24 protein-coding genes are annotated in these 26,279 nt (G+C 69.6%); 4 read left to right on the plus strand and 20 right to left on the minus strand.

The window, feature by feature from the left end:
* Positions 1 to 7: 7 nt before the first annotated feature.
* The 5 genes from rplW to ACZ5GH_RS15400 form a co-directional block, all read right to left on the minus strand.
* Positions 8 to 325: a 50S ribosomal protein L23 gene (rplW, locus tag ACZ5GH_RS15380; RefSeq protein ID WP_030280768.1), complete on the minus strand. Its 318-nt coding sequence runs from the start codon at positions 323 to 325 to the stop codon at positions 8 to 10.
* Positions 325 to 1,002: a 50S ribosomal protein L4 gene (gene rplD / locus ACZ5GH_RS15385; protein WP_097237486.1), complete on the minus strand. Its 678-nt coding sequence runs from the start codon at positions 1,000 to 1,002 to the stop codon at positions 325 to 327. The genes rplW and rplD overlap by 1 nt, the downstream gene beginning before the upstream one ends.
* 5 nt (positions 1,003 to 1,007) lie before the next feature.
* Positions 1,008 to 1,655 carry a 50S ribosomal protein L3 gene (rplC, locus tag ACZ5GH_RS15390; RefSeq protein WP_153460994.1) on the minus strand — a complete coding sequence of 216 codons (648 nt, stop codon included), beginning with the start codon at positions 1,653 to 1,655 and terminating at the stop codon, positions 1,008 to 1,010.
* A gap of 14 nt (positions 1,656 to 1,669) precedes the next feature.
* Positions 1,670 to 1,978 carry a 30S ribosomal protein S10 gene (rpsJ, locus tag ACZ5GH_RS15395; protein WP_012785157.1) on the minus strand — a complete coding sequence of 103 codons (309 nt, stop codon included), beginning with the start codon at positions 1,976 to 1,978 and terminating at the stop codon, positions 1,670 to 1,672.
* Between the two features lie 392 nt (positions 1,979 to 2,370).
* Positions 2,371 to 4,188, minus strand: a complete 1,818-nt coding sequence (locus ACZ5GH_RS15400; protein ID WP_464334497.1) for a hypothetical protein — start codon at positions 4,186 to 4,188, stop codon at positions 2,371 to 2,373.
* A gap of 289 nt (positions 4,189 to 4,477) precedes the next feature.
* On the opposite strand from ACZ5GH_RS15400, the gene ACZ5GH_RS15405 reads away from it, so the two are divergent.
* Positions 4,478 to 6,232 (plus strand): hypothetical protein, encoded by a 1,755-nt coding sequence (locus ACZ5GH_RS15405; RefSeq protein ID WP_464334498.1) that lies wholly within the window; start codon positions 4,478 to 4,480, stop codon positions 6,230 to 6,232.
* 83 nt (positions 6,233 to 6,315) lie between these two features.
* Here the strand turns inward: ACZ5GH_RS15405 and ACZ5GH_RS15410 are convergent, their stop codons facing one another.
* From ACZ5GH_RS15410 to rfbB, 6 genes are all read right to left on the minus strand, one after another.
* Entirely contained in the window at positions 6,316 to 7,221 is a 906-nt protein-coding gene (locus ACZ5GH_RS15410) for a glycosyltransferase family 2 protein (RefSeq protein WP_387756327.1), read from the minus strand.
* A 4-nt stretch (positions 7,222 to 7,225) separates the two neighbouring features.
* Positions 7,226 to 7,624, minus strand: coding sequence for a DUF2304 domain-containing protein (locus tag ACZ5GH_RS15415; protein ID WP_188301641.1), 399 nt, complete (start codon positions 7,622 to 7,624; stop codon positions 7,226 to 7,228).
* Positions 7,621 to 8,310, minus strand: a complete 690-nt coding sequence (locus ACZ5GH_RS15420) for a glycosyltransferase family 2 protein (protein WP_387756324.1) — start codon at positions 8,308 to 8,310, stop codon at positions 7,621 to 7,623. The genes ACZ5GH_RS15415 and ACZ5GH_RS15420 overlap by 4 nt, the downstream gene beginning before the upstream one ends.
* A 68-nt stretch (positions 8,311 to 8,378) precedes the next feature.
* Positions 8,379 to 9,695: a lipopolysaccharide biosynthesis protein gene (locus tag ACZ5GH_RS15425; protein WP_387756322.1), complete on the minus strand. Its 1,317-nt coding sequence runs from the start codon at positions 9,693 to 9,695 to the stop codon at positions 8,379 to 8,381.
* A 17-nt stretch (positions 9,696 to 9,712) separates the two neighbouring features.
* Positions 9,713 to 10,648, minus strand: a complete 936-nt coding sequence (gene rfbD / locus ACZ5GH_RS15430) for a dTDP-4-dehydrorhamnose reductase (RefSeq protein ID WP_464334499.1) — start codon at positions 10,646 to 10,648, stop codon at positions 9,713 to 9,715.
* Positions 10,645 to 11,622 (minus strand): dTDP-glucose 4,6-dehydratase, encoded by a 978-nt coding sequence (gene rfbB, locus ACZ5GH_RS15435; protein WP_387756318.1) that lies wholly within the window; start codon positions 11,620 to 11,622, stop codon positions 10,645 to 10,647. The genes rfbD and rfbB overlap by 4 nt, the downstream gene beginning before the upstream one ends.
* 81 nt (positions 11,623 to 11,703) lie before the next feature.
* On the opposite strand from rfbB, the gene rfbA reads away from it, so the two are divergent.
* From rfbA to ACZ5GH_RS15450, 3 genes are all read left to right on the plus strand, one after another.
* Positions 11,704 to 12,579: a glucose-1-phosphate thymidylyltransferase RfbA gene (gene rfbA / locus ACZ5GH_RS15440; protein ID WP_387756316.1), complete on the plus strand. Its 876-nt coding sequence runs from the start codon at positions 11,704 to 11,706 to the stop codon at positions 12,577 to 12,579.
* Positions 12,576 to 13,172 carry a dTDP-4-dehydrorhamnose 3,5-epimerase gene (rfbC, locus tag ACZ5GH_RS15445; protein ID WP_464334500.1) on the plus strand — a complete coding sequence of 199 codons (597 nt, stop codon included), beginning with the start codon at positions 12,576 to 12,578 and terminating at the stop codon, positions 13,170 to 13,172. The genes rfbA and rfbC overlap by 4 nt, the downstream gene beginning before the upstream one ends.
* Positions 13,173 to 13,386: 214 nt before the next feature.
* Entirely contained in the window at positions 13,387 to 14,577 is a 1,191-nt protein-coding gene (locus tag ACZ5GH_RS15450) for an acyltransferase family protein (protein ID WP_464334501.1), read from the plus strand.
* Between the two features lie 39 nt (positions 14,578 to 14,616).
* Here ACZ5GH_RS15450 and ACZ5GH_RS15455 read toward each other — a convergent pair whose 3' ends face one another.
* The 9 genes from ACZ5GH_RS15455 to ACZ5GH_RS15495 form a co-directional block, all read right to left on the minus strand.
* Positions 14,617 to 15,069: a GtrA family protein gene (locus ACZ5GH_RS15455; RefSeq protein ID WP_464334502.1), complete on the minus strand. Its 453-nt coding sequence runs from the start codon at positions 15,067 to 15,069 to the stop codon at positions 14,617 to 14,619.
* Between the two features lie 23 nt (positions 15,070 to 15,092).
* The gene (locus ACZ5GH_RS15460; RefSeq protein WP_464334503.1) at positions 15,093 to 17,348 is read right to left on the minus strand and encodes a hypothetical protein; all 2,256 of its coding nucleotides are present in this window, start codon (positions 17,346 to 17,348) and stop codon (positions 15,093 to 15,095) included.
* Between the two features lie 235 nt (positions 17,349 to 17,583).
* A complete protein-coding gene (locus ACZ5GH_RS15465; protein ID WP_464334504.1) occupies positions 17,584 to 18,600 on the minus strand; it encodes a glycosyltransferase family 2 protein in 1,017 nt (338 codons plus the stop codon).
* Positions 18,601 to 18,888: 288 nt separating this feature from the next.
* Entirely contained in the window at positions 18,889 to 20,082 is a 1,194-nt protein-coding gene (gene tuf / locus ACZ5GH_RS15470) for an elongation factor Tu (protein WP_355253441.1), read from the minus strand.
* 199 nt (positions 20,083 to 20,281) lie between these two features.
* Positions 20,282 to 22,387, minus strand: a complete 2,106-nt coding sequence (gene fusA, locus ACZ5GH_RS15475) for an elongation factor G (RefSeq protein ID WP_387756307.1) — start codon at positions 22,385 to 22,387, stop codon at positions 20,282 to 20,284.
* Between the two features lie 39 nt (positions 22,388 to 22,426).
* Positions 22,427 to 22,897, minus strand: coding sequence for a 30S ribosomal protein S7 (rpsG, locus tag ACZ5GH_RS15480; RefSeq protein ID WP_030055803.1), 471 nt, complete (start codon positions 22,895 to 22,897; stop codon positions 22,427 to 22,429).
* 2 nt (positions 22,898 to 22,899) lie between these two features.
* The gene (rpsL, locus tag ACZ5GH_RS15485; RefSeq protein ID WP_014144289.1) at positions 22,900 to 23,271 is read right to left on the minus strand and encodes a 30S ribosomal protein S12; all 372 of its coding nucleotides are present in this window, start codon (positions 23,269 to 23,271) and stop codon (positions 22,900 to 22,902) included.
* A 376-nt stretch (positions 23,272 to 23,647) separates the two neighbouring features.
* Positions 23,648 to 25,264, minus strand: coding sequence for a DUF2142 domain-containing protein (locus tag ACZ5GH_RS15490; protein ID WP_464334505.1), 1,617 nt, complete (start codon positions 25,262 to 25,264; stop codon positions 23,648 to 23,650).
* Positions 25,265 to 25,487: 223 nt separating this feature from the next.
* Positions 25,488 to 26,039 carry a DUF1707 and DUF4190 domain-containing protein gene (locus ACZ5GH_RS15495; RefSeq protein ID WP_464334506.1) on the minus strand — a complete coding sequence of 184 codons (552 nt, stop codon included), beginning with the start codon at positions 26,037 to 26,039 and terminating at the stop codon, positions 25,488 to 25,490.
* Positions 26,040 to 26,279 lie beyond the last annotated feature (240 nt).

Genomic DNA, 26,279 nt, shown 5'->3' on the forward strand with positions numbered 1-26,279 from the left:
TCCCTATTCAGGAGACCGGACCACCGAAGATGTCGATGCGGTTGCCCTCGGCCAGCGTCACGATGGCGCGCTTGGTGTCCTTGCGCTTGCCAAAGCCCGTCTTGGAGCGCTTGCGCTTGCCCTGACGGTTGATCGTGTTGACAGCCTCGACCTTGACCGAGAAGACCGCCTCGACGGCCTGCTTGATCTGGGTCTTGTTGGCGCCCGGCGACACGATGAACGTGTACTTGTTCTCGTCGAGAAGGCTGTAGCTCTTCTCGGAGATGACCGGCTTCACCAGGACGTCACGGGGGTCCGTGAACGTCTTGCTCGTAACGTCGCTCATCAGGCGGCGCTCCCTTCGAGCTCGCCCTCAGCGGCAACGGCCTTGGCGGACGCGGCCGGACCGGCCACGAAACGCTCGAAGGCGGCCTGGGTGAAGACCACATCGTCGGAGACGAGCACGTCGTAGGTGTTCAGCTGACCGGCGTCCAGGATGTGCACGTGCGGCAGGTTGCGAGCGGACTTCAGGCCCAGCTCGTCCTCGCGCTCGACGACCAGGAGGACGTTCTTGCGCTCGGTGATCTTGCCGAACAGGCTCTTGGCGGCCTTGGTCGACGGCGCCTCGGTCGCGGTCACGCCGGTGACGACGTGAATGCGGTTGTGGCGGGCCCGGTCGGTGAGCGCACCGCGCAGGGCGGCGGCGATCATCTTCTTCGGGGTCCGCTGCGAGTAGTCGCGCGGCACGGGACCGTGCACGACGCCACCGCCGGCGAACTGCGGCGCACGGGTCGAGCCCTGACGGGCGCGGCCGGTGCCCTTCTGGCGGTACGGCTTCTTGCCGCCGCCGCGGACCTCGCCACGAGTCTTGGTCTTGTGGGTGCCCTGACGGGCCGCAGCGAGCTGCGCCACGACGACCTGGTGCATCAGCGGAACGCTGACCTTCGCGTCGAAGATCTCGGCCGGCAGCTCGATGCTGCCGGTCTTGTCGCCAGCCGGCGACAGGATGTCAATGGTGCTCATATCCTTCACAGCCCCTTCGCCGCGGTGCGGACGAGGACGAGGCCGCCGTTCGGGCCCGGGACGGCGCCCTTGATGAGCAGCAGACCCTTCTCCGCGTCGACCGCGTGCACGGTCAGGTTCTGGGTGGTCACACGCTCGTGGCCCATCCGACCAGCCATGCGCAGGCCCTTGAACACACGGCCCGGGGTGGCGCAGCCACCGATGGAACCGGGCGAGCGGTGCTTGCGCTGGGTGCCGTGACCGGCGCCGAGACCACGGAAGTTGTGGCGCTTCATGACACCGGCGAAGCCCTTGCCCTTGGAGGTGCCGGTCACGTCGACCTTGACACCCGCCTCGAACAGCTCGGCGGTGATCTCCTGGCCCAGGGTGTACTCGGACGCGTCCGAGGTACGGAGCTCGACCAGGTGACGGCGCGGGGTGACACCGGCCTTGGCGAAGTGGCCCGCGAGGGGCTTGTTCACCTTGCGGGGGTCGATCTCGCCGAAGCCGATCTGGACGGCGTCGTAGCCGGCCGGGCTGTCGGCGGTGTGGACCTGGGTCACGACATTCGGCCCAGCCTTGACGACGGTCACCGGAACGACCCGGTTGTTCTCGTCCCAGACCTGGGTCATGCCGAGCTTCTCGCCCAGGATGCCCTTAATCTGCTTAGCCATCTTCGGTGCGCCTCTCAGAGCTTGATCTCGATGTCGACGCCCGCCGGCAGGTCGAGACGCATCAGCGAGTCAACCGTCTTCGGCGTGGGGTCGAGGATGTCGATCAGACGCTTGTGAGTACGCATCTCGAAGTGCTCGCGCGAGTCCTTGTACTTGTGCGGCGAGCGGATGACGCAGTACACGTTCTTCTCAGTGGGCAGCGGCACCGGGCCTGCGACCTGCGCACCAGTACGGATCACCGTCTCGACGATCTTCTTCGCCGAGGAGTCGATGACCTCGTGGTCGTAGGCCTTGAGCCGGATGCGGATCTTCTGTCCCGCCATGGCTACTCAGTAGTCCTTTGTCCTTAGTTACTTCACGACTGCCCCTCCGACCCCCGCGCTCGGGCGTGTCGCACTCGCGCTTGCAAAAAACCGGCGAAGTACTTCGTCGGTTTCAAACTTTCGGGGTGGGGGGTGCCGGGTCGAGACCCCGCACACGCTTCCCGGAAGATTCCCGTACTTTCGCCCCGCAGCTGCCGTGGCGTAGAACTCACGCTTGACGGCCATCACGGGAACGACGAGTACATGGGACTCGCTTCCGGTCCTCCCGGCGGGAGGCGCGCAGCATCGGCACTCAACCGAGCAACTTGGACATACTGCCACATGGAGCAGCCCGGATGCCAATCGGGGCCGGTGAGGTGTTCCCCACCGGCCCCGATCGGGTGAAGCCCTGGTCAGCCCTTGCGCCAGAGCACCCAGCCGCGCTCCTTGTTGTGCTTCGCGATGTGCCAGCCCGGCTTCGGCTCCGGCCAGCTGGCCTCCGGCGGGGCGTCCTTGCGGGAGGACGTCGCCGCCAGGTACGCGGTGGCCTTCTCCGGCGGGGTGGAGCCGTCCTTCAGGTCGTCCGACCAGACCCGGCCCCAGTAGACCTCGTAGGCCATCGCCATCCGGGTGTCCCAGTCGAGGTCCAGGTCCAGGACGACGTTGTCGCCCTTGCGCAGCCCGGCCTCCTTGGCCACGCCGACCGCCTGGTACTTGCGCTCCTTGGCGTGCGGCTCGGAGACGTTGTCGGTGACGGCGATGGTCGCGTAGGCGGCGAACAGCGTCACGCAGGCCACCACCGCGGCGACCACCCGGCGCCCGCCGGCCACCCGCAGCAGCAGGCACGCGCCCAGCACCGCCAGCGCGCCGAAGCTCGTCCGGGCCATGTGCAGGCCGTCCCAGGTCGACGCCAGGAACATCGCGTCCGGCACGGTCCACGGGCTGACCCAGAGCTTGAGCACGGCGCCCGCGTACGCGCCCACGGACAGCTGGATGATCCCGATCACCACCGTGCCGGCCAGCGCCAGCCACAGCAGCGCACGCACCCCGGCCCGCCACAGCGCGGCCAGGCCGACCACCAGGAACATCGGCACCAGCACCGCGCAGTACCGGGCGTACACCCAGTTGTCGGTCCGACCGCTGTCCGCCAGGGCGGCCGCGGAGGCCAGCGCGGTGCCGAACAGCAGGGCCAGCATGGTGAAGGCCACCACCCGCTCGGGCACCGAGTACCGGCGGCGGAACACCACCACCACGCACAGCACGAAGGCGACCGCCCCGAAGCCGTACGTGGAGACCATGAAGTACCACAGCTGCCCGAAGGTGCGGGCGACGATCGTGCCGAGGTAGTCGCTGTTCTCGAGGTTCTCGAAGACCTTGTTGCCGACGGTGCTCGGCGGCACGTCCTTGAACCGGCTCTCGACGAAGCCCGCCAGCAGCTTGGCGCCCAGGTACGACGCCCCAAGCGTGCCGACGCCGGCCAGCGAGGCGAGCCGCGGCGCCCAGCCGACGGCCAGCGCCACCACCAGCGCCAGCGCGGTCAGCGCCACGACCACGCCGCCGCGGTCGTGGGTGGCCATGGTGTAGCCGGCCGCCAGGCCCATCCCCGCCGCGTACAGCGCCCGGCGGCGCGCCGACCCGGGCGACAGCCAGCCGTGCATCGCGAGCAGCCAGGCCAGCAGCAGCACCGGGAGCACGGTGTCCGACATGACGAACTGGGAATAGAAGACCACCGGCGGCACCAGCGCCACGGCGGTGCCCACCAGGTACGCCTGCGGCCGGGACAGGCCCACCCGGCGCGCCGCCGCCACGGCGAGCGGGAACACCAGCGCGTTGAGCAGCGCGTTGATGCCCATCACCAGGTGGTACGCGGTGGCCGGGTTGTCGGCGATCCGCAGCGCCGGCGCGATCAGCAGCGGGTACCCGCCGGGGATCACCACGCCGACCGGCATCTCGGTGGGCGGCCGGCCGGCCAGCACCCGCGCGATCACCAGGTAGGAGTCCTCGTCGGCGTGCACCGACGGGAAGTAGTTGTGGACGGACAGCAGCAGGCGGAACGCCACCTGCCCGCCGTACCCGAGCAGCAGCGCCACCGGCCAGAACCAGCGGTGGGCGGCCAGCGCCCGCAGCCGGGGCGGCAGGGCCGGGGCCCAGGTGTCCGGCGCGCTCCTGCCGCCGTCCTCACCCCGGCCCGGCCCGTCGGACGTGTGGGCAGAGTCGATCAGCGGCTGCACCGAGACACTTCCCTACTTGTGTGAGTGGACGATCCCGCCATGGGGCTCCGGACGGGCGCGCCACGGTTCCTGTCCACCGCTCGTCGAAGCGCATCGGCAGTGTGCCACGCGGTGATCGGCCGGAGCCAACGCGCTCCTTTCCCTGCGGACGACAACGACCGGCTCGGGAACGGCGGTTCAGCCCCTGCGGATCCGCCGACCGGGGTGCTGGCAGAATCGCAGTGTCCGGCCACCGAAACACACACCGCCTCCGCACCGGATCGCTGCGGAAGAGCAGAAGGACCGAACAGTGACGACGAGCGTGCAGCCCGCCTCCACCCCGGGCATGCAGCAGGACATACCGTCCAGCCGAAAGAGACGGGCAGCCGCTCTGCGCCTCTCCGCCGTCCTCTGGACGGCGGAGATCCTGACCGCGGTCGCGGCGGCCCTGCTGATGACGGGCCTGGCGACGTCCATCGAGCTGAACCCGATGTCAAGGATCGGCCAGGTCAGCGGCCTCGCGGCGCTCCAGCTCCGGCTCCTGCTGCTGCTCGGCGTCGTCGTCCTGGTCCTGGTGCCGGCGATGCGCCGCTGGGCGGACACCCCGGTCCGGTTCGCCGCCGCGGCGGTCGCGGGCCTGTCCTCCGGCGTCCTGGCGGCCGGCGTCTCGCTCGCCCTGCGCGACACCAACTGGCCGCTGTACGCCCAGTCGGGTGACTCCGGCAGCCTCCAGGCCTGGGTCAACGCCCTGATGGAGGGCAAGCCCCTCGACGGCGCCTACCCGCCCATGTTCCCGCACATCGTCGCCTTCGTCGCCGAGCACGTCACCCACGGGGACATCGGCTATGCGCTCAAGCTCGCCGACCTGCTGTTCGTCGCGCTGCTCGGCCCGCTCGCCTACCTGTCCTGGCGGCTGCTGCTGCCGCCGCTGTGGGCGCTCGGCATCGGCGTCACCGCCGCGCTGCCGATGGCACAGCCGTACAAGCCGTACACCACCTTCGTGCTCGTCGCCTTCCTCCCCGTGCTGGCGAAGCTGATGCAGCTCCTCCAGCGCGCCCCGGAGCTCCCGCGCCGCACCGCCGCCGTCCGCGGGGCCGTGCTCGGCCTCGGGATCGGGCTGCTGTTCCTCCTCTACTCCGGCTGGTTCGTGTGGTCCGCGGCCGGCGTGGTGGTGCTCACCGTGGTACTGCTGCTGCGTGCGCGCCGCGCCGGCGGGACGTCCGGCCTGCTCAACGCCCTGTCCGCGATCGGCGCCGCCGCCGGGGTCTTCCTGGCCGTCTCCTCCCTCTACCTGGTCCGACTGCTCGGGTCCGCGGGTAGCACGGTCGACCGCTACTGCTACTTCGACACCTACACCGAGCCGACCTACTTCACGATGTGGCGCGACGACCTCCCCGGCACCGACGGCCAGAGCACCTGGCCGGTCCCCGGCGAGCTCGGCGGGGTCGGCCTCTTCACGATCCTGCTGCTGGTGGGTCTGGGCGTGGCGCTGGCCCTCGGGATCGGCCGGGCCGTCGTCCTGACCGCCGCCGCCTGCACCGCGAGCGCCCTGCTGATGCGCTACTGGTACGCCTCCCACATGGAGCGCGACCAGGCGGTCATGCTCTATCCGCGCACCAGCGCGCAACTGTTCTACTGCCTGCTGGTGCTGGTCGGCCTGGCGTGCTACCTGATCGCCCGCCGCCGGAACGCCGTCCCGGCCCCCGCCGCCGAGCCGGCCGAGGAGTCCGGCCGCCGCCTCCCGCTGCGCCTCAACCCGCGCGCAGTGGCCATCGGCGCCGTCTGCGCCCTGGGCCTGCTCTTCGGCATGGCCGGCTCCGCCACCGCCAGCAAGTACATGCCCGACCCGCACGAGGGCACCGGCATGCTGGCCTGGATCTCGCAGACCACCGCCGACACCAAGGGGCACTGCTCCCGCTACGCGCCCAAGTGCGTCGACGCCCCGGGACTTCTGAACCCTTCGGACCCGAAGGTCGACCTCGGGAAACTGATCTGCCCGAAGGTCAACCCCTACCCGCGCAAGAACGGACTGCTCCCCGGGTTCTCCGCGGACCTGCCCGAGTGATCCTCGCCGAACCACGAACGGCACTGGGCCGGTAGTCCGAGTTCGGACTACCGGCCCAGTGCCGTATCAGGACTTCCGAGCGGTCAGTGCCGCTCTCCCCCGGTCAGCGCGTGGCGGACCAGGACCTTGGCGCCGGCCCGCTGGCCGCGCTTCAGCGCGCCCGGCAGCATGGTCAGCGCGTGCAGGCGGGAGGCGCTGCGGAACCGGGCCGCACGGGCGGCCTTCGGCCAGCCGCGGGCGTCCATCCGCTCGGCCACCGCGTTGAAGTACCGCTCCGCCTCGGTGAACCGGGTACCGGAGAAGGCCTGCACCGAGGACTCGCTGACGGCGTGCCGGCGGTACTGGAAGACGACGGTGGTGTTGTCCACCATCATCTGCTCGCCGCGCTCCAGCAGGTCGACCACCAGGGCCAGGTCCTGGATCACCGAGTACTCGTCGCGGAAGTTGACCGCGCGCAGCGCCTCGCCCCGCCAGCAGATCGACGGGAAGTAGAGCCAGTTGCCGCGCAGCACGCTCGCGGCCAGCTCCTCGCCGCCCATCAGCCGCCGGCCCTTGACGGTCGGCGCGTAGATCTTCTCCTTGACGTTGTCCGCCAGGCCGGACCGGCTGACCTCGCCGTTGCCGTCGATGACCTCGACGCCCGGCTGCACCATGCCCAGGTCCGGGTTGTCCTTGACGATCGCCCGGACGGTCTCCAGGTAGTGCGGGTGCAGCAGGTCGTCGCAGCCCATGATGACCACGTGGTCGGCCGTCGACAGCTCCACGCACTTCTGGAAGTTCTTGGTGATGCCGAGGTTCCGCTCGTTGCGCAGGTAGCTCACCCGGTCGTCGCCGAGCTCGGCGAACCAGCCCGGGACGTCCGGCTCCTTGCCGTCGTCGATGACGGTCAGCCGGAAGTCCCGGTCGGTCTGCGCGAGGATGCTCCGCACCGCGGCCTGCATCAGTGCCACGTCGCCGTAGTACGGCAGCATGAACTCGAAGGTCGCCACGGGATCAGGCCTTGCTGCGGTCGACCGGCGCCGAGACCGGCAGGTCCAGGTCGAAGCGCTCCTCGTTCAGGCGGGCGCCCTCGTTGATCGCCACGGTGCGCGCCAGGTCGGTGAGCTTCTTCTCCAGCGAGCGGAAGCGCAGGAAGGTGTTCAGGGTCAGGAAGCCCATCGCCAGCACCATCACGTACAGCACCAGGTCGGTGCCGCGGCCGACGCCGAGCTGGTGGGCCAGCCAGGTCACGTCGGTGGGACGCAGCACCGCGTAGATGTTCACGAGCACGAAGACCGAGAACGCGATGCGCTTCCAGGCGCGGGTGTTGGCACGGTCCCAACGCCGGATGAACATGAAGGCGAGAGTGACCGAGCCGAGAATGAGAACCAGCTGGATCCAGAAGAATTTCATCGGCGGCTACGCTCCCGCAGCGAGATGTCGAAGATGATGTTGACGCCGTTGATCAGGGACTGACCCTTGGCGCGTGAGTAGTCGGTGTACAGGATGTCCACCGGGAGTTCGGCGACCCGGAGGTCCGAGCCGGCGAGGTAGCTGACGATCTCCGACGCGTGCGCCATGCCGTTCATGGTGATCCGCAGCCGGGCCGCGGCCTCGCGGTTCAGCACCCGCAGGCCGTTGTGGGCGTCGGTCAGCTTGAGCTTGCGAGCGGTCGGGCTGACGGTCGCCGCGGTGCGCAGGACGACCCGCTTGATCCACGGCACCTGCCCGTTCTGCTCGATGAAGCGCGAGCCCAGGACCACGTCCACGTCGCCCTCCCGCAGCAGGGCGACCATCTTCTCGACGTCGGCGGTCTGGTGCTGACCGTCCGCGTCGAAGGTGGCGAAGTACTTGGCGCCCGGCTGGGCCAGGGCGTAGGCGAGGCCGGTCTGGAGGGCGGCACCCTGGCCGAGGTTGACCGGGTGGCGCACCAGGTGCGCGCCCGTCTCCATGATGTGCTTGGCCGAGTCGTCGCCGCTGCCGTCATCGACCACCACGATGTTCGGGAACGTCTTTCGCGCCCCCTCCACAACGTCGGCGATCACCTGGCCCTCGTTGTAGGCCGGGATCACCAGCCAAACATCGTCGTACTGGGACACGGAGGCTCCATGAATGGGGTCTGGCCCGCGCTGCTGCGCGGCGATCTGAAGATGAGGGGCGGACACGGTCAGTCACCGGCCGTCCGGCTGCTCAACACCGCGGCGTCCGGGTCCCCCGACTGCTGGAGGGGGCCCGCGGAAATCGTCGCCGAACGGGCGAAACTCTGCCTCAGGACCGCCAGCATACCGAGGACGGTGGCCACGGAACCCGCCGTGTACGCAAGGATCACGCGGGTGGACACCTCGCCGGGCAGGAAGGTCACCCCGGCGAGGACCGCGGTGCCGACCGCCCAGCAGAGCAGCTGCAGGTTGTGCCGCTTGAATACCATCAGCGCCTGGCCGAGCACCATCGCGAACATGTACGCCACGGTTCCGGCGGACAGCCAGAAGAAGTCGAGGCAGCCGAGCACCGGCTTGGCGCCGAACAGTACCTGGATCAGCCACGGGCCGAGGGCGACCGCCGGGATCCCGCCGAGCAGGCCCAGCGCGCCCACCACGGCGCCGATCTTCTTGAGCATCCCGGTGAAGGCGGCCCGGTCCCCGACCGCGATCGCGGCGGAGAGGCCGTTGAGCAGCGAGGCCTGGAGCGAACCGAAGACGAACAGCGGCACCCGGGCCAGGACCAGCGCGTTGAGCAGGGCGGCGATCAGCGCGGAGTCGGAGGGCGCGAGCAGCTTGGTGCTCACCACGGCCGCGTTCACCACGACCTGCGAGAGCAGCGTCGAGCAGATCAACAGGCCCAGCCCGGAGCAGAGTTCGGACCAGCCGACCTGCTCGCCGGGCTTCACCGCGCGCAGCAGCGGCGGCAGGGTGACGATCGTGGCGAGGATCGGCGAGACGGCCAGGATCAGGCTGAACGCGAGCGCCGAGTGCACCCCGGCCACGCCGAAGGCGAAGGCCAGGCCGATCCGCAGGCCGCCGTCCAGGCCGAGCTGGGTACCGTACGCGCCGAAGCGGCCGAGGCCGGCCAGCACGCCGCGGGTGAGGTAGCAGACGGCCATGCCGGTGAAGGCCCCGCCGAGGGCCAGCACCAGCGAGCGGTCGCCGTGGAACATCGACCGGGCGATCGGGCCGGAGGCGGCGCCGAGGACGGCCAGGGTCGCCGCGAGGATCCCGCCGGTGAGCAGGGTCGCCCGGCGCAGCACCGGCGCGGCGCCGTGGCCGAGCGCGGCGCGGGCGGCGACGATCCGGGTGAGCTCCTGCTCGATCGGGAAGAAGACGCCGATGCCGACGGACATCACGATCGTCCACAGCAGGGAGACGTTCGCCATGTCGTCGACGGACAGGCTGTGGCCCGCCACCCCGAGGTGGATGTAGGAGGCGGCGCCCAGGACGACGGTGCCGCCGGCCACCGCCAGGGTTCCCGGCGGTAGCGCGGCAGCCACCTTCGTCAGTGCTTTCTTCACTGAGGTCTGTCGCTCTCGGTGCTCCGGGCCGTGGCGGCCAGTTCGGCGAAGACGGGCCGGGCGAGGGCCTCGGCCAGCATGGCCCGCCACTCGGGCAGCGGCGCCAGTCCGGCGGCGGCCCAGCGGTCGTGGGCCAGCACGCTGAAGGCCGGACGGGCGGCCGGGCGGACGAAGGCCTCCGACGTGGTCGGGCGGATCCGCTCCGGGTCCAGCCCGCTCAGCGCGTAGCTCTCGCGGGCCAGTCCGCACCAGGTGGTGCGGCCGCTCGCGGTGCCGTGGTAGACCCCGGCCGGGGCCCGCCCGGCGAGCGCGGCCCGGCCGAGCTCGACCAGGCGGCCGGCCAGCGCGTACGACCAGGTCGGCTGGCCGTGCTGGTCGTCCACCACGTCCAGGGTGTCCCGCTGGGCGGCGAGCTTGAGCATGGTGGCCACGAAGTTCGGGCCGTGCTCGCCGTACAGCCAGGCGGTGCGCACGACGTAGCCGTGCTCGGGGAGCAGTTCGGCGACCGCCCGCTCCCCCACCAGCTTGCCGCGGCCGTACGCGTTCACCGGCGCGGTCGGGGCGTCCTCCGGGCAGGGCTCGGTGGCGTCGCCCGGCAGGACGTAGTCGGTGGAGACGTGCAGCAGCCGTGCGCCGCTCTTGGCGCAGGCCGCGGCCAGGTGGCGCACACCGGTGCCGTTGACGGCGGTGGCGGCGTCCTCCTCGGTCTCCGCCGCGTCGACGTTCGTCCACGCGGCGCAGTTGACCACGATGTCGTGGCCCTCGACGGCGGCCTGGACGGCCGCCGCGTCGGTGATGTCGAGGTCCGCCCGGCGCAGCGCGGTGACCTCGGCGGTCGCGTCGGCGCCCAGCACCGACAGCAGGTCCCGACCGAGCATCCCGGCCGCGCCGGTGACCAGCCAGCGCACGGGCGCGGCGGCGTTCGCGGTCACTTGGCCAGGGCCGCCTTCTGCTTCAGCGGCTCCCACCAGGCGCGGTTCTCGCGGTACCACGCGATGGTCGCGGCGAGGCCGTCCTCGAAGCGGACCTGCGGCTCGTAGCCGAGCTCCTCACGGATCTTGCTGATGTCGATCGAGTAGCGGAGGTCGTGGCCCTTGCGGTCCTCGACGTGCTCGACCATGTCCCAGCCGGCGCCGGCGGCCTCGAGCAGCAGGCCGGTCAGCTCCTTGTTGGTGGCCTCGGTGCCGCCGCCGATGTTGTAGACCTCGCCGGCCCGGCCGCCGCGCATGACCAGCTCGATGCCCCGGCAGTGGTCCGAGACGTGCAGCCAGTCGCGGATGTTGCCACCGTCGCCGTACAGCGGCACCTTCTTGCCGTCGATCAGGTTGGTGGTGAACAGCGGGATGACCTTCTCCGGGAACTGGTAGTGCCCGTAGTTGTTGGAGCAGCGGGTCACCACGACGTCCATGCCGTGGGTGCGGTGGTAGGCCAGCGCCAGCAGGTCGGAGGAGGCCTTGGAGGCCGAGTACGGGGAGTTCGGCTCCAGCGGCCAGGTCTCGGTCCAGGAGCCCTCGTTGATCGAGCCGTACACCTCGTCGGTGGAGATGTGCACGAAGCGGCCGACGCCGTGCTTGCGGGCCGCGTCGAGCAGCACCTGGGTGCCCACGACGTTGGTCAGCACGAACGGGCCCGCACCGGCGATCGACCGGTCCACGTGGGACTCGGCGGCGAAGTGCACCACCACGTCGTGGCCGGGCATGACCTGGTCGACGGCGTCCGCGTCGCAGATGTCGCCCTGGACGAAGGCGTAGCCCTTGTGGTCTGCCACCGGGGCCAGGTTCTCCAGGACACCCGAGTAGGTGAGCTTGTCAAAGACCGTGATCCGGGCGTTCTCGTCAGCTCCCAGGAGCTGACGGACGAACTCCGAACCGATGAATCCGGCGCCGCCGGTCACGAGGATGCGCATAATGCGCGTAGTCTACCGCCGCCCGAACGCCCTCCCGACCCGGCCCCTCCCGCGTTCACGGTTCTCGAATAAGGTGCACCCATGCGTGGAATCCTCCTGGCCGGCGGCACCGGCTCGCGGCTGTGGCCCCTGACCCGTGCGGTGTCGAAGCAGCTCCTCCCGGTCTTCGACAAGCCGATGATCTACTACCCCCTCTCGACCCTGGTGATGGCCGGGATAAGCGAAATCCTGATCATCACCACCCCGAACGACCGGGACCAGTTCGAACGGCTGCTGGGCGACGGTTCCCAGTTCGGCCTGAAGCTCCAGTACGCCGTCCAGGAGAAGCCCGAGGGCATCGCCCAGGCCTTCGTGCTCGGCGCGGACTTCATCGGCGACGAGCCGGTGGCCCTGATCCTCGGCGACAACATCTTCCACGGCACCGGCCTGGGCACCGCGCTCACCGAGCACTCCGACATCAAGGGCGGCCGGGTCTTCGCGTACCCGGTGGCCGACCCGACCGCGTACGGCGTGGTCGAGTTCGACGGGAACGGCCAGGTCCTCTCCATCGAGGAGAAGCCGGCCGAGCCCAAGTCCCGTTACGCCGTCCCCGGCCTGTACTTCTACGACAACCGGGTCGTCGAGATCGCCCGCAACCTGCAGCCGAGCGCCCGCGGCGAGCTGGAGATCACCGCCGTCAACGACGCCTACCTGCAGACCGGCGACCTGCACGTGACGATCCTCGACCGCGGCACCGCCTGGCTGGACACCGGCACGTTCGTGTCGATGGTCCAGGCCTCGGAGTTCGTCCGGGTCATCGAGGAGCGCCAGGGCTTCAAGATCGGCTGCATCGAGGAGGCCGTCTGGCGGGCCGGGCTGATCGACGACGTCCAGCTGCGCGAGCTCGCCGAGCCGCTGCTGAAGAGCGGCTACGGCCAGTACCTGCTGGGCCTGCTCGAAGAGGAGGCCGCCCGGTGAAGTTCCGCGAGCTCTCCATCGAGGGCGCCTTCGAGATCACCCCGCAGGTGCACGGCGACGCCCGGGGCCACTTCACCGAGTGGTACCGCTTCGACCGCCTCGCCGAGGTCGTCGGCCACCCGCTGAACCTGGCCCAGGCGAACCTGTCGCTCTCCGCCAAGGACGTCGTCCGCGGCATCCACTTCGCCGACGTCCCGCCCGGCCAGGCCAAGTACGTGGCCTGCACCCGCGGCGCGGTGCTGGACGTCATCGTCGACCTGCGGGTCGGCTCGCCGAACTTCGGCAAGTGGGAGTTCGTCCGGCTGGACGACACCGAGCGCAAGGCCGTCTACATCCCCGAGGGCCTCGGCCACGGCTTCTGCGCCCTGACCGACGACGCCACGCTGACCTACCTCTGCTCGGCGACGTACAACCCGACCGGCGAGCACGGCGTGCACCCGCTGGACCCGGAGCTCGGGATCGAGTGGCCGACCGACGCCCCGCAGCTGTCGGCCCGCGACGCGGTCGCGCCCTCCCTCGCGGAGGCGCTCGCCGACGGCCTGCTGCCGGACTACCAGGCCTGCAAGGCCTACACGGACTCGCTCAAGCAGTAGCAGCGCGGCCCGGTCGGCCGAGGGGGCGAGCGCAGGCGAATCCGTCCCCTCGGCCGTTCTCCCTGCCCCCATCACAGGCCCATTCCCAGGCCGCTCCCCAGCCGGCCGGAACGGACGGACCATGACCCACCATGCGGGACGCTCACACGGCATACGCGAGGGCGTCGACATCCGACGCCCTGCGTGGCTGAGGGGAGGCAGTCTGTCCGGCCGGGTGAACAGCTTCGGCGCGATCCGGACGACCCTCGCGGTAGCCGTCGTCTACTCGCACGCCTACCCGCTCGGATTCGGCCGGCCCGCTCCGCTCTCCCACTTCAGCGGTGGCCAGATCGACCTCGGGCGGCTCGCGGTGGTCGGCTTCTTCGCGCTGTCCGGGTTCATGATCACCGGAAGTGCCCTGCGCAGCACGGCCGGCCGGTACTCCTGGCACCGCGCCCTGCGCATCCTGCCCGGGCTCTGGGCCTCCCTCCTGGTCTGCGTCCTGCTGGTGGCGCCCGCCCTGTACTACCGGACCCACGACTCGCTCACCGGCTACTGGTCGCACCCGCACGGGCCGCTGAACTACCTGGCGGGCGCCTGGAACGCCTCGCTCTCGACCGGGTTCGACATCTCGAACGTCATCGACGACGGCATGCGGGCCGGCACCAACCACGACCCCGGGATCAACGGCTCCCTCTGGTCGCTCGACTACGAGATGCTCTGCTACGTCATGATGGGCCTGCTGGCCGCCGGCGGTGTGCTGCTGCGCGCGAGGAAGACGGTGCCGCTGCTGGCCCTGGTCGGCTGGATCCTGATCTTCGAGGACTGGCGGACGACCCCCGGCTTCGTCAACAACCCGCACAGCATGGGCTTCTACCTCCACGTGCCGGTCTTCGGCCAGGTCTACACGCAGTACTTCGTCTACTTGTCGTTCGTCTTCCTGCTCGGCGCCACGGTGCAGCTGTACAAGGAGCGGATCCCGATCAACGCCGGGCTCGCGCTGCTGTCGGTCGTCGTGCTGGTCGCCAGCATGCGCTACGGCGGTCTGTTCGCGTTCGGCTACCCGGCCTTCGCGTACCTGCTCTTCTGGCTGGCGGTCCGGCTGCCCGGGCCGTTCCAACGGATCGGCGTCAAGCGGGACTTCTCCTACGGCATCTACGTGTACGGCTTCACCGTGGAGCAGGCCGTCGCCGCACTCGGCGGCAACGCGTACGGCATGAAGGTCTACCTCCTGCTGTCCCTCGCCGGGACGGTCGTCCTCGCCGCGCTCTCCTGGTACCTGGTCGAGAAGCCCGCGCTGAAGGCGAAGGACTGGACGCCGCGGCCGGTGCGCGCGCTGGCCGCACGCCGGGCCTCCAAGGTCGTCGTCCCGACCTCGGCCGAGCAGGCCGCGGAATCCGTCCGGGCCGCGGTCCCCGCGCCCTGACCCCGCACGGACGTCAGGCCCAGGTGGCCCGGTTCGCCCTCAAGGGGTCCTGAAGACCCACACCTTGAGGAGGACGAACCGGGCCACCGTCGCGAGGCCGTTCGCCACGACCAGGCCGGCGACCTCGACCATCCGCGAGGCGTGCGGCGCGAAGTGGGCCAGCAGCGCGAGCGCGCCGCTGCTCAGGCCCAGGCCGATCATGAACGCGACGGCGCCCTGGAGCTGCTGGCGCACCGCGCCCTGCGAGCCGGTGATGCCGAAGGTGAAGCGCCGGTTGGCCGTGGTGTTGGCGACCGCGCTCACCGCCATGGCGATCAGGTTGGCCGCCTGCGGGTCGACGACATGGCGGGCCACCACGTACAGGCCGAGGCAGAAGAGCGTGCTGAGCACGCCGATGACCATGAACGACGGCAGCTGCCGCTTGGTGGTGCCGGCCGTCGCGGCCTTCGGGCCGTCGGGTGCCGGCGCCGGCGCGTTGTCGGTGGAGATCATGGTCCGCTGCTTCGTTCGTCGGGTCAGGAGAGCTCGTACACAGCCACCCGGTCATTGTCGAACACCGGCTTGGCGAGGTTCTTCAGCTGTGGCGACTCGGCGCCCGCCATCCGCTGGACCACGAGGTAGCGGACCTTGTGCTCACGGTGCAGCCGGTTCAGGACGTCCGGCGTCGGCGCGTAGAACGCGGCTTCGTTGAGCTGGAACAACTCAGTGTCCCAGAACGGCGAACCGGAGGCCGACGACCCGTTCGAGCTGGACATCAGTCTCGGTGCGTACGCCCAGCCCTCGATGAGGACCGAGCGCTCCGAGTAGGCGCCGAGCCAGTGCGAACGGTAGTTGGCGCACGGCAGACCGTCCGCGTAGTCCTCGTACTGCCAGCAGTGGCTGTTCGTCGCCAGGATGTCCGAGGGCGCGCTGTGCGAGCGAATCCAGCGCGCGGCGTTCACCTGGCTCGCGGGCATCACCCAACTGCCGTCCCACGGGGACTCGTGGGCCTGGATGGCGTCGAGGGCGAGGCCCGGGGTGCCGAGCGTCAGTCCGGCGGTGAGCAGGACGATCCCGCCCCGGCGCCGCAGGCCGCGCGCCGCCCTGGAGAACAGGCGCCAGAGCAGCCCCAGGAGCACCGCCAGTACCGCGAACGCGGCCGCCACGCTCAGCGCCGGCAGCAGCGGCGTGTACGACTCGGTGCCGGTGCCGTCCCCGGTGTGCTCGCGCAGGAAGGCCTCCCAGTCCGCCGAGTACCGGTACGAGAGCCACGTGAACAGCCCGGTCAGGGCCACCGCGCCGACGGCCAGGGCGGACTTGGCGGCCCTGGGCAGCGTGGCCCGTTCGAAGGCCTCACAGTACCCCCAGGCGGACAGCACCGCCCCGAAGGGCATCGCGGAGATGGTGAAGTAGCTGGCGTTGTAGCCGTTGACCATCAGGTAGGCCGCCGGACCGGCGACCACCGCGCCGATCAGGAACCACTGCTCCGCGTTCAGCCGGAGCCTGCGCCGCCACAGCAGCGGCACCGCGCCCAGCAGCTTGATCTGGTGGTTCAGGAAGAAGGCGATCAGGACGAGCGCGACCAGACCGCTCTGAAGCAGCACCGGCCGCCCTTCCAGGGGTTCGGTCCAGTACTTCTGGATGTTGCCGAAGGGGAGGACCTCGAGGCCGTAACTCTCGAAGTCGAAGATCACCGCCGTCGCGAACAGCTGGGCCCCCGCGATGACCGCACCCAGCCCGACGACCGTCCAGGGGATGCGCCGGGTCCTGATCAGGACCGCCAGGCCGGCGACGGCCAGGCCCGCGAGTGCCACCGGGAGGGTGCTCGCCTTGGCCGCGCTGGAGGCGGTCGCGAACATCGCCGTCAGGACGAAGGCTCCCCGCCCGAACTCCGGGGCGCTGGACGGCCCGTCCGCGTCGCCCGGACCGACCCTGCGGAGCCTGTCGGCGACCACGCCGACCAGCGCGATCAGCAGTGGCTGGCTGTACGTCAGCGACATGCTCGACCAGGACATCAACCGGATGGCCGGCGCGCCGAAGGTCCAGCTCATCACGGTGTTCGGGTAGACCGCGGTGAACTCCCCGACCGCGAAGAGCAGCAGCGCGGCGAGCGGACCGGCCCACGCCCGACCGGTGATCCGCTGGGCCACCACGGCCGTCATCAGCGCGCCGAGCGCGACGAACGCGGGGACGAGCAGCCTGGTCTCGACCACCGGCAGGTCGATGTGGCCGACCATGTCGGTCATCGCCATGTGCGCGAACGTGAACCAGTGGTAGTGGAGCGGTTCCCCCGCCACCTGCGGCAAGGTCAGCGGCACGTGCTGCTTTGCGTTGGCCGCCAGCGACAGCATGTACGGCATGTCACCGAACAGCCGTGACTTCTCGTCCGTCGCCAGGACCGGGAACTTCGACAGGAAGACCAGGTAGTAGTACAGGCTGGTGAGGCCCACCAGCCCGGCCATCGACCAGGAGAGGCCGAGGGACTGCCGCCGGTAACCGCCGACGCGCCAGTGCCGGCGCAGGGCCGGGACGAGCGCGAACGGGACGACCACGGCGAGCGGCCACCCGACCGCCACCGACTGGAGGCCCGCGCCGACGAGGACCGCCCACGCCGCCAGCTCCAGCACCAGCCCGGTCACCGCGCCGAAGACGAGGTCCTCCAGCAGGGTGTGCGGACGCCTGCGCAGGGCCCGGAAGACCAGGGTGCCCGGAAGCACCACGCCCCAGCCCGCGTAGAAGGTGTACCGGGCGACGTCGCCGATCCTGGTGTCCGCGGCCAGCAGCAGTCCCACCAGGAACAGGTACGCGCAGACTGCGGGGAGGAACCGCCAGAAGGCGCGGGCCCCGGGTCCCCCGTCCGCCGCGCCGCCGGACGGCGCCGGGACACCCGGACGTTCTCCGGTGGCCGGCGCTCCAGTCGCAGTGCTGTTCGTATGCATGGTGTCCGTTCTCTCGTCCAAGCTCACAGCCCGCGGCACGGCCCGGAGGCCGGCGGCGGTCTGTCGACCGGCGGCGGAACGACTCCGGTCAGCCCGTGCAGGACGCGCTGCGACGAGCCGTCGCGGGGTCGGGCCCCTCCGCCGAGTCGTAGCCGACGAAGTAGGCCGGCCTGGCCTGGGCCGCCGAGTAGATGCGGCCGACGTACTCGCCCAGGAGGCCCATGCAGACGAGCTGCACCGCGCCGAGGAACAGCATGCCCATGAACAGTGAAGACCAGCCGGGGACGGTCTTGTCCAATGCGTACATGACCACGGTGTAGACGCCGAGGGCGAAGCAGAGCAGGAAGCTCAGCAGCCCGAGCCAGGTGGCGAGCCGCAGCGGACTCGCGGAGAAGTTGGTGACGCTGTCGACGGCGAGGCGGACCATCTTGGACAGCGGGTAGTGGGTCGCGCCCGCGACCCGCTCCTCGCGCACGTAGACGACCTCGCCGCTCGGGAAGCCGAGCCACGGTACCAGCAACCGGTAGACCGGCTGGTGCTCGGGCATCGCCTTGAGGGCGTTCACCGCCGCACGGCTGAGCAACCGGAAGTCGCCGGCCTGGTTGGGCATCTTCTTGCCGACGAGCTTGCGCATCAGCCAGTAGTAGGCGCCGGCGGTGCGGCGCTTGAAGATCGTGTCGGTGCCGCGGTCGCCGCGCACGCCGTAGACGATGTCGAGGTCCCGCTCCCGCGCGAGCGAGAGCATCTCGGGGATCTTCTCCGGCGGGTCCTGGAGGTCGGCGTCGATGGAGACGACGTAGTCGCCGAAGGCGCGGTGGATGCCGGCGGTGAGGGCGGCCTGGTGCCCGGAGTTGCGGGCGAACCGGACGATCCGGAACTCCGGCCAGTCCTGGTGGATCTTCTGCATCAGCACCGGGGTGGCGTCCGTGCTGCCGTCGTCGATGCCGACCACTTCGTACGTGATCCCGAGGCCGTCGAGGATCGGGCGCAGGCGCCGCACGGTCAGCGGCAGCGCCTCCTGCTCGTTGTAGATCGGCATGACGACCGACAACAGCGGCGCCGGCTCCCCGGTCCGCCCGACTCCCTGCTCCACTGCGTTGAGCATCCTTTTCGCCTGTCCCCATGTAATCCGAAAGCGGTTGGGAGGCATGGACCGCCGGGTCGTCCCACCGGCCGGAATCCTTCCCCCTCCGTACCCTGAGCATCGCGGACGGCGGCGGGGGAGAGCCAATGAGCGGCAGGATAGCAGCCCATTCTAAGGGCACTCTCAACGGACCTAGTACCTGATCTCCGTCGATTCGATACCCTGACACGCCGCAGGGCCTCGCGCACCAGGAGTGCGCGGGGCCCTGCGGACTGAGCCTGTACGAGGCAGGCAGGTCAGAACGTCAGATTACTTGACGATCTTGGTGACCTGGCCGGCGCCGACGGTGCGGCCACCCTCACGGATGGCGAACTTGAGGCCCTCCTCCATGGCGACGGGCTGGATCAGCGCGACGGTCATGGCGGTGTTGTCGCCCGGCATGACCATCTCGGTGCCCTCGGGGAGGGTCACGACGCCGGTCACGTCCGTGGTACGGAAGTAGAACTGCGGGCGGTAGTTGTTGAAGAACGGGGTGTGGCGGCCACCCTCGTCCTTCGACAGGATGTAGGCCTGGGCCTCGAAGTCGGTGTGCGGGGTAACCGAACCCGGCTTGATGATGACCTGGCCGCGCTCGACGTCCTCGCGCTTGATGCCGCGGAGCAGCAGACCGACGTTCTCACCGGCCTGGCCCTCGTCGAGCAGCTTGCGGAACATCTCGATGCCGGTGACCGTGGTGGTGGTCTTGGTCTCCTTGATGCCGATGATGTCGACAGTCTCGTTGACCTTGAGGATGCCACGCTCGATACGACCGGTGACGACGGTGCCACGACCGGTGATCGTGAAGACGTCCTCGATCGGCATCAGGAACGGCTGGTCGACGGCGCGGGCCGGGGTCGGGATGGCCTCGTCGACGGCGTGCATCAGGCCGAGGAGCTTCTCGCCCCACTCCTTGTCGCCCTCCAGCGCCTTCAGCGCGGAGACGCGGACGACCGGCAGGTCGTCGCCCGGGAACTCGTACTCGGAGAGCAGCTCGCGGACCTCGAGCTCGACGAGCTCCAGGATCTCCTCGTCGTCCACCATGTCGGCCTTGTTCAGGGCGACGACGATGTAGGGGACGCCGACCTGGCGGGCCAGGAGGACGTGCTCCTTGGTCTGCGGCATCGGGCCGTCGGTGGCGGCGACCACCAGGATGGCGCCGTCCATCTGGGCGGCACCGGTGATCATGTTCTTGATGTAGTCGGCGTGACCCGGGCAGTCGACGTGGGCGTAGTGGCGCGCCTCGGTCTGGTACTCGACGTGCGCGATGGAGATGGTGATACCGCGCTGCCGCTCCTCCGGCGCCTTGTCGATCTGGTCGAACGGCGTGAAGGGGTTGATCTCCGGGTACGCGTCGTGCAGCACCTTGGTGATGGCCGCGGTCAGCGTGGTCTTACCGTGGTCGATGTGACCGATGGTGCCGATGTTGACGTGGGGCTTCGTCCGCTCGAACTTCGCCTTCGCCACTGAGTCCTCCTGAGGACAGTTCCTGTACGCCGTGCTGACGTCAGTTGGTCTGAAATCGGTTTTGGTGCGGGTTGTCCGGAGGACATCCCGTGCCGTCCCGCTGGTGGGGGGGCCGGAGGCCCCGGGAGGATCCGACCGGATCCTCCCGGGTTGCCTCCTAATAGCCTAAGGCTTCGTTATCGTCCCGATTATCGGGACGTCACTCGCCCTTGGCCTTGGCGATGATGTCGTCCGCCACGTTCTTCGGAACCTCGGCGTACGAGTCGAACTGCATCGAGTAGCTCGCGCGACCAGAGGTCTTGCTGCGCAGGTCACCGACGTAGCCGAACATCTCGGAGAGGGGCACCAGCGCCGAGACGACGCGGGCACCGTGACGCTCGTCCATGGACCGGATCTGGCCACGGCGAGAGTTGATGTCGCCGATCACGTCGCCCATGTAGTCCTCGGGCGTGGTGACCTCGACGGCCATCATCGGCTCGAGGAGGACCGGCTTGGCCTTCTTCGCGCCTTCCTTGAAGGCCATCGAACCGGCGATCTTGAACGCGAGCTCGGAGGAGTCGACGTCGTGCGCCTGGCCGTCCAGCAGCTTCACGCGGACACCCTGCAGCGGGTAGCCGGCGAGGATGCCGAACTCCATGGCCTCCTGGCAACCGGCGTCGACCGACGGGATGTACTCGCGCGGAACGCGGCCACCGGTGACCTGGTTGACGAACTCGTAGCCCTCGGCCTGCTCGAGCGGCTCGATCGCGATCTGCACCTTGGCGAACTGACCGGAACCACCGGTCTGCTTCTTGTGGGTGTAGTCGATGCGCTCGACCGCCTGGCGGATGGTCTCGCGGTACGCGACCTGCGGCTTGCCGACGTTGGCCTCGACCTTGAACTCACGGCGCATACGGTCGACCAGCACCTCGAGGTGCAGCTCGCCCATACCCGCGATGATGGTCTGGCCGGTCTCCTCGTCCGTGTTGACCTGGAAGGACGGGTCCTCCTCGGCGAGACGCTGGATGGCGACACCCAGCTTCTCCTGGTCACCCTTGGACTTGGGCTCGATCGCGACGCGGATGACCGGGGCCGGGAAGTCCATGGACTCCAGGATGACCGGGTTCTTCTCGTCGGACAGCGTCTCACCGGTGGTGGTCTGCTTCAGGCCCATGACGGCGATGATGTCGCCGGCGCCCACCGAGTCGATCTCCTCACGCTTGTTCGCGTGCATGCGGTAGATCTTGCCGATGCGCTCCTTCTTGCCCTTCACGGCGTTCAGCACCGAGGTGCCGGACTCCAGGCGGCCCGAGTAGACCCGGACGAAGGTGAGCTTGCCGAGGTGCGGGTCCGACATGATCTTGAACGCGAGCGCGGCGAGCGGCTCGTCGTCCGAGGCCTTGCGGGAGATCTTGACGGTGTCGTCGCCCGGCTTGGTGCCCTCGATGGACTCGATGTCCAGCGGGGACGGCAGGTACTTGACGACCGCGTCGAGCAGGGGCTGGACGCCCTTGTTCTTGAAGGCGGTACCGCAGAAGATCGGGGTGAAGTCCGAGTTCAGGGTGCCCTTGCGGATCGCGTCCTGCAGCAGCTCGACCGGGATCTCCTCGCCCTCGAGGGCGAGCTCCATGATCTCGTCGCTGACGTTCGAGACCGTGTCGATGAGCGCCTCGCGGTACTCGTCGGCCTGCTCCTGCAGGTCGGCCGGGATGTCGACGACGTCGTACATCTCGCCCTTGGCGGCCTCGGCGGACCAGACCAGAGCCTTCATGCGGACCAGGTCGACAACGCCCTGGAAGTCCGACTCGGCACCGATCGGGAGCTGCATGACCAGCGGGGTGGCGCCGAGGCGGTCCACGATGGTCTGGACGCAGAAGAAGAAGTTCGCGCCCGTGCGGTCCAGCTTGTTGATGAAGCAGATGCGCGGGACGCCGTAGCGGTCAGCCTGCCGCCACACGGTCTCGGACTGGGGCTCGACACCGGCGACACCGTCGAACACCGTCACGGCACCGTCGAGGACGCGCAGCGAACGCTCCACCTCGACGGTGAAGTCGACGTGACCCGGGGTGTCGATGATGTTGATGGTGTTGTCGACGCCGTCGACGGTCCAGTGACAGGTCGTCGCGGCCGACGTGATCGTGATGCCGCGCTCCTGCTCCTGCTCCATCCAGTCCATGGTGGCAGCGCCATCGTGGACCTCACCGATCTTGTACGAGACACCGGTGTAGAACAGGATCCGCTCGGTGGTGGTGGTCTTGCCCGCGTCGATGTGCGCCATGATCCCGATGTTGCGGACCCTGGCGAGGTCAAGGGAGGTTGCAGCCATGGTGGCTCGTTCTCTCTCTGTCTAGTGACGGGGTACGGACTACCAGCGGTAGTGCGCGAAGGCCTTGTTGGACTCGGCCATCTTGTGGGTGTCCTCGCGACGCTTCACGGAAGCGCCCAGACCGTTGCTGGCGTCGAGGATCTCGTTCATCAGGCGCTCGGTCATGGTCTTCTCGCGACGGGCGCGGGAGTAACCGACCATCCAGCGCAGCGCCAGGGTGCTGGCGCGGCCCGGACGGACCTCGACCGGAACCTGGTAGGTCGCGCCACCGACACGGCGGGACTTGACCTCGAGGGCCGGCTTGACGTTCTCCAGCGCGCGCTTCAGCGTCACGACCGGGTCAGAGCCGGTCTTCTCACGGACGCCCTCGAGGGCGCCGTAGACGATCCGCTCGGCGGTGGAGCGCTTGCCGTGCAGCAGGATCTTGTTGACCAGCTGGGTGACGACCGGGGAGCCGTAAACCGGGTCGATGATGACCGGGCGCTTCGGGGCGGGGCCCTTACGAGGCATTCTTACTTCTCCTTCTTGGCGCCGTAGCGGCTGCGGGCCTGCTTGCGGTTCTTGACACCCTGGGTGTCGAGCGAACCGCGGATGATCTTGTAGCGGACACCAGGAAGGTCCTTCACACGACCACCGCGCACCAGCACGATGGAGTGCTCCTGCAGGTTGTGGCCCTCGCCCGGGATGTAAGCGGTGACCTCGATCCCGCTGGTGAGGCGCACACGGGCGACCTTGCGGAGAGCCGAGTTCGGCTTCTTCGGGGTGGTCGTGTACACACGCGTGCAGACCCCACGGCGCTGCGGGGAACCCTTCAGCGCGGGAGTCTTGTTCTTCTCGACCTTGTCCTGCCGGCCCTTTCGGACCAGCTGCTGGATCGTAGGCACCGTTTCTCCGTTTTCTGTGTGCCAAGGCTTGGTGGAACTAACCTGCGGTGTCTCCCTCGCACACGGCCCCGTGGTCGACCCACGCGGTCGGGTGTGTTGGGCTTGTTACGACACGGAATCCCATGAGCTGATGTACAGCGACGGCGCTCTACGCGCGGCGCGCTGGGAAGCGCTCCGGCTCGGCGCGGCGACCGGTGTGCATGCACGCACAAGGACCCGGGGACACCCCAGGCACAAGGTCAGAGCGTACCTAGCGCATCGGGCGCGGTCAAAACAAATGCAACGCCGCAGGTCGCGGGGCCAGGCCTCGAAACGGAACGGGAAACGGCGCGGGCGGCCCCCATACCACGACCGAGACCCCCCGCACGGCGAAACCCTACGCCTCTGCGCGGACGGCGGCGAGCGGGGTGTTCCCGTCGCCGGCGCCGTCCCCGGACGTCCCGGCGGACGACGACTCGTCCTGCTCCTGGTCGGTCCCCTTCCGGTCCGACAGGACGACGAGCAGCCCCAGTGCCACCGCGGCCATCCCGTACACCAGCACGCAGGGCTGCCAGCCCACGAACGGCGGCGCCCAGTGGGCCGGGCTGATGAAGAACGACCCGCCGGTACCGACCGCCATGCGGCGCAGCGCCCAGACGAACGCCGCGAAGTCGGCCAGGGCCAGCGCGCCGGAGCAGAGCACCATCAGCCGGCGCCAGGAGAAACCGCCTCCCGGCAGCCGCTCATGGCAGATCGCGACGCACACGATCGGCAGCCCGACGGCGAACGGCAGCAGGTAGCGGCCCTGCCAGATCATGCCGACCTCCCGCGCCTGCATGGCCTGGGCCACCAGCGGTATGGCCACGATCCCGGCCAGGATGCCCAGGACGGCCAGGGCGTCCCTGAGCCGCGCGTAGCAGAGCGCGAGCAGCACCAGGGCGATCGCCACGCCGCACCACAGCAGCAGCGTCGCCGCCGGGGGTTCGGCGTCCAGCCAGCCGAAGTAGCCGATCATCTGCTTCATGTACAGCAGACCGTTGTCGAAGGTCTGACGGGCCGCGGACAACGGAGTGAAACCGCTCGGGGCGTTGATGACCGAGTGGTCGGGGTGGGCCGAGGACCAGACGAGGGCCACGCCGGCCGAGACCGCGGTCAGAGCGCTCCAGGCCCAGGTCGCCCTGTGCCGCAGGATCGAAGCCAGTGCGTCCTTGCGCCCGAGCAGCAGAGCGAAGAAGACCGCGCCACTGAACCAGATCAGGCCGAGCGGCCGGATGCTGATCAGCACTATCGCGCCGATGCCGAGCCGGGCGACACGGCGGCTCAGGAGCTGTGGGTCCGGGTTCATCAGCAGCGCGACGGCGGCGCTCCAGACCAGGATGCCCGCGGCGATCTCCGGACCGCTCGGGTTGACCACGCCGAACATGAACAGCGACATCGGGGTGGCGGCCGCCACCACTCCGAGGAGGCCGAGGGAACGTCGCCGCCACTCCGCCGCGGAGACCACCGCGCTCGCCACCAGGGCGGAGCAGATCACGGCCGAGATCAGGCGCATCAGGTAGAAGGCCGTCTTGCCCGGGAGCAGCAGGCTGGGCCAGCCGACGGCGAAGTAGTACGCCGGGTGGTAGCGGCCCGCCGACGTGGTCACCTCGGTCGTCCCGGAGCGCTGCTTGAGCGAGGGTGCGCAGTCGGCCGACTGCCAGGGCTTGAAGGCGTAGCACGAGTGGGTGTCCGCCACGTCCTCGTAGATCCGCGGGAGCTCCACCCCGCTCTCGGCCCAGTAGCCTTTGATCCCGCCGACCGTGTGCGGGATCATGATTTCCTCACCGTTGACCTGTCCTCGGGCGACGGCGCCCGCCCGGATGAGGTGCGCGGGTTCGTCCGGCGAGCCGCCGATCGGAGTCGCCAGCGACCAGGACGCGCTCAGCGCGAACAGGATCGCGAACGCGACCGCCCACAGCCGCCGGGGCGTGGACGCAAGCCGCTCGGCGATGCTCTTGACGGCAGTGATCATCATCTGGAAATGGGCCTTCGGGGTCGGTCCGAACTCGGCGTGCGGCGCCCACGGCCGGGGGCGGTGGGTGCTCGCATCGACGAGATGTAACAGGCAACGGTCAGCCATGGACGAGAAGACCGTACCGAACCGAGCCCTGAGGGACTAACGGCACCCTCCCGATGGCGGCCCGTGGACCCGGTCGGCCGGTGTGCTCCGCCGCCTACGGAGGCGGTGCCCAGCAGGATCAGACGGTACCCAGCAGGATCATCAAGGTCCAGAACGCGGTGCCGAGGTATCCGATGACCAGGCCGAGGACGGCCGCCCAGTCGCCGTCCATGCCGCGCTGCCGGATCTGTGACCGCGCGATGTGGCCGGTGACCACGGCGGGCAGGGAGAAGCCGATCAGGCTGAGCGCCAACGACGTGACCGCCAGCGCGCTGGTGGTACGGAGCGGAGGCGGAGGCGGAGGCGCCAGGAGGAAGGTCGCCGGGATCGGCTGCGGCGCGGTGACCGGCGGCGCCGTCATCGGCCCGGAGGGCAGGTCGGCCACCAGCGCGGCCAGCTGGCCGTAGGTCTGTGCCGCGGCCACGGCCTCGTGGCGCTGCTCGTACTCCTGGACGGAGAGCCGGCCCTCGGCGAACGCGGCCTTGAGCACGTCGATCGTCCGGTCCCGGTCGGCGTGGCCTGCCCGCATCGCGGCCTGCGACGAGACCGCGGGCGCTGGTTGCCAGCCCCCCGCCGGCCGCTTGCCGGGCGGGTAGCCGGAACCCGGCTCGCCCCATGGCTGTACGGACATCCGCCACCTCCCGGTAGCGCGGCACCCCCGCGCACGTCACTGCTCCCTCATAGTGCAGGACGAACGAACGAACTGAGTAGTTGCCGAATCGGCCCAGTAGTCACCCGGAGGCGCTGCCGGCCGGCCTTACCCGGTCGGCGGATGTACTCAGAGGATGCTCAACTCGGGCGACAGCCCGTTCGAGGAGTGCCAGGCTGAGCCGCGGGGGCCTCGCACCACGGTCTCCTCCCGTCCACCTCC

It is taken from the genome of Kitasatospora sp. Xyl93, assembly GCF_055383135.1.

Coding starts and splice junctions, on each gene's coding strand:
- rfbA (WP_387756316.1), top strand. CDS start 11,704: ATGCGTGGAATCCTCCTGGCCGGCGGCACCGGCTCGCGGCTGTGGCCC.
- rplW (WP_030280768.1), bottom strand. CDS start 325: ATGAGCGACGTTACGAGCAAGACGTTCACGGACCCCCGTGACGTCCTG.
- rpsG (WP_030055803.1), bottom strand. CDS start 22,897: ATGCCTCGTAAGGGCCCCGCCCCGAAGCGCCCGGTCATCATCGACCCG.
- ACZ5GH_RS15495 (WP_464334506.1), bottom strand. CDS start 26,039: ATGTCCGTACAGCCATGGGGCGAGCCGGGTTCCGGCTACCCGCCCGGC.
- ACZ5GH_RS15415 (WP_188301641.1), bottom strand. CDS start 7,624: ATGAAATTCTTCTGGATCCAGCTGGTTCTCATTCTCGGCTCGGTCACT.
- ACZ5GH_RS15455 (WP_464334502.1), bottom strand. CDS start 15,069: ATGATCTCCACCGACAACGCGCCGGCGCCGGCACCCGACGGCCCGAAG.
- ACZ5GH_RS15490 (WP_464334505.1), bottom strand. CDS start 25,264: ATGATGATCACTGCCGTCAAGAGCATCGCCGAGCGGCTTGCGTCCACG.
- rpsJ (WP_012785157.1), bottom strand. CDS start 1,978: ATGGCGGGACAGAAGATCCGCATCCGGCTCAAGGCCTACGACCACGAG.
- fusA (WP_387756307.1), bottom strand. CDS start 22,387: ATGGCTGCAACCTCCCTTGACCTCGCCAGGGTCCGCAACATCGGGATC.
- rfbB (WP_387756318.1), bottom strand. CDS start 11,622: ATGCGCATCCTCGTGACCGGCGGCGCCGGATTCATCGGTTCGGAGTTC.
- rplD (WP_097237486.1), bottom strand. CDS start 1,002: ATGAGCACCATTGACATCCTGTCGCCGGCTGGCGACAAGACCGGCAGC.
- ACZ5GH_RS15465 (WP_464334504.1), bottom strand. CDS start 18,600: ATGCTCAACGCAGTGGAGCAGGGAGTCGGGCGGACCGGGGAGCCGGCG.
- rplC (WP_153460994.1), bottom strand. CDS start 1,655: ATGGCTAAGCAGATTAAGGGCATCCTGGGCGAGAAGCTCGGCATGACC.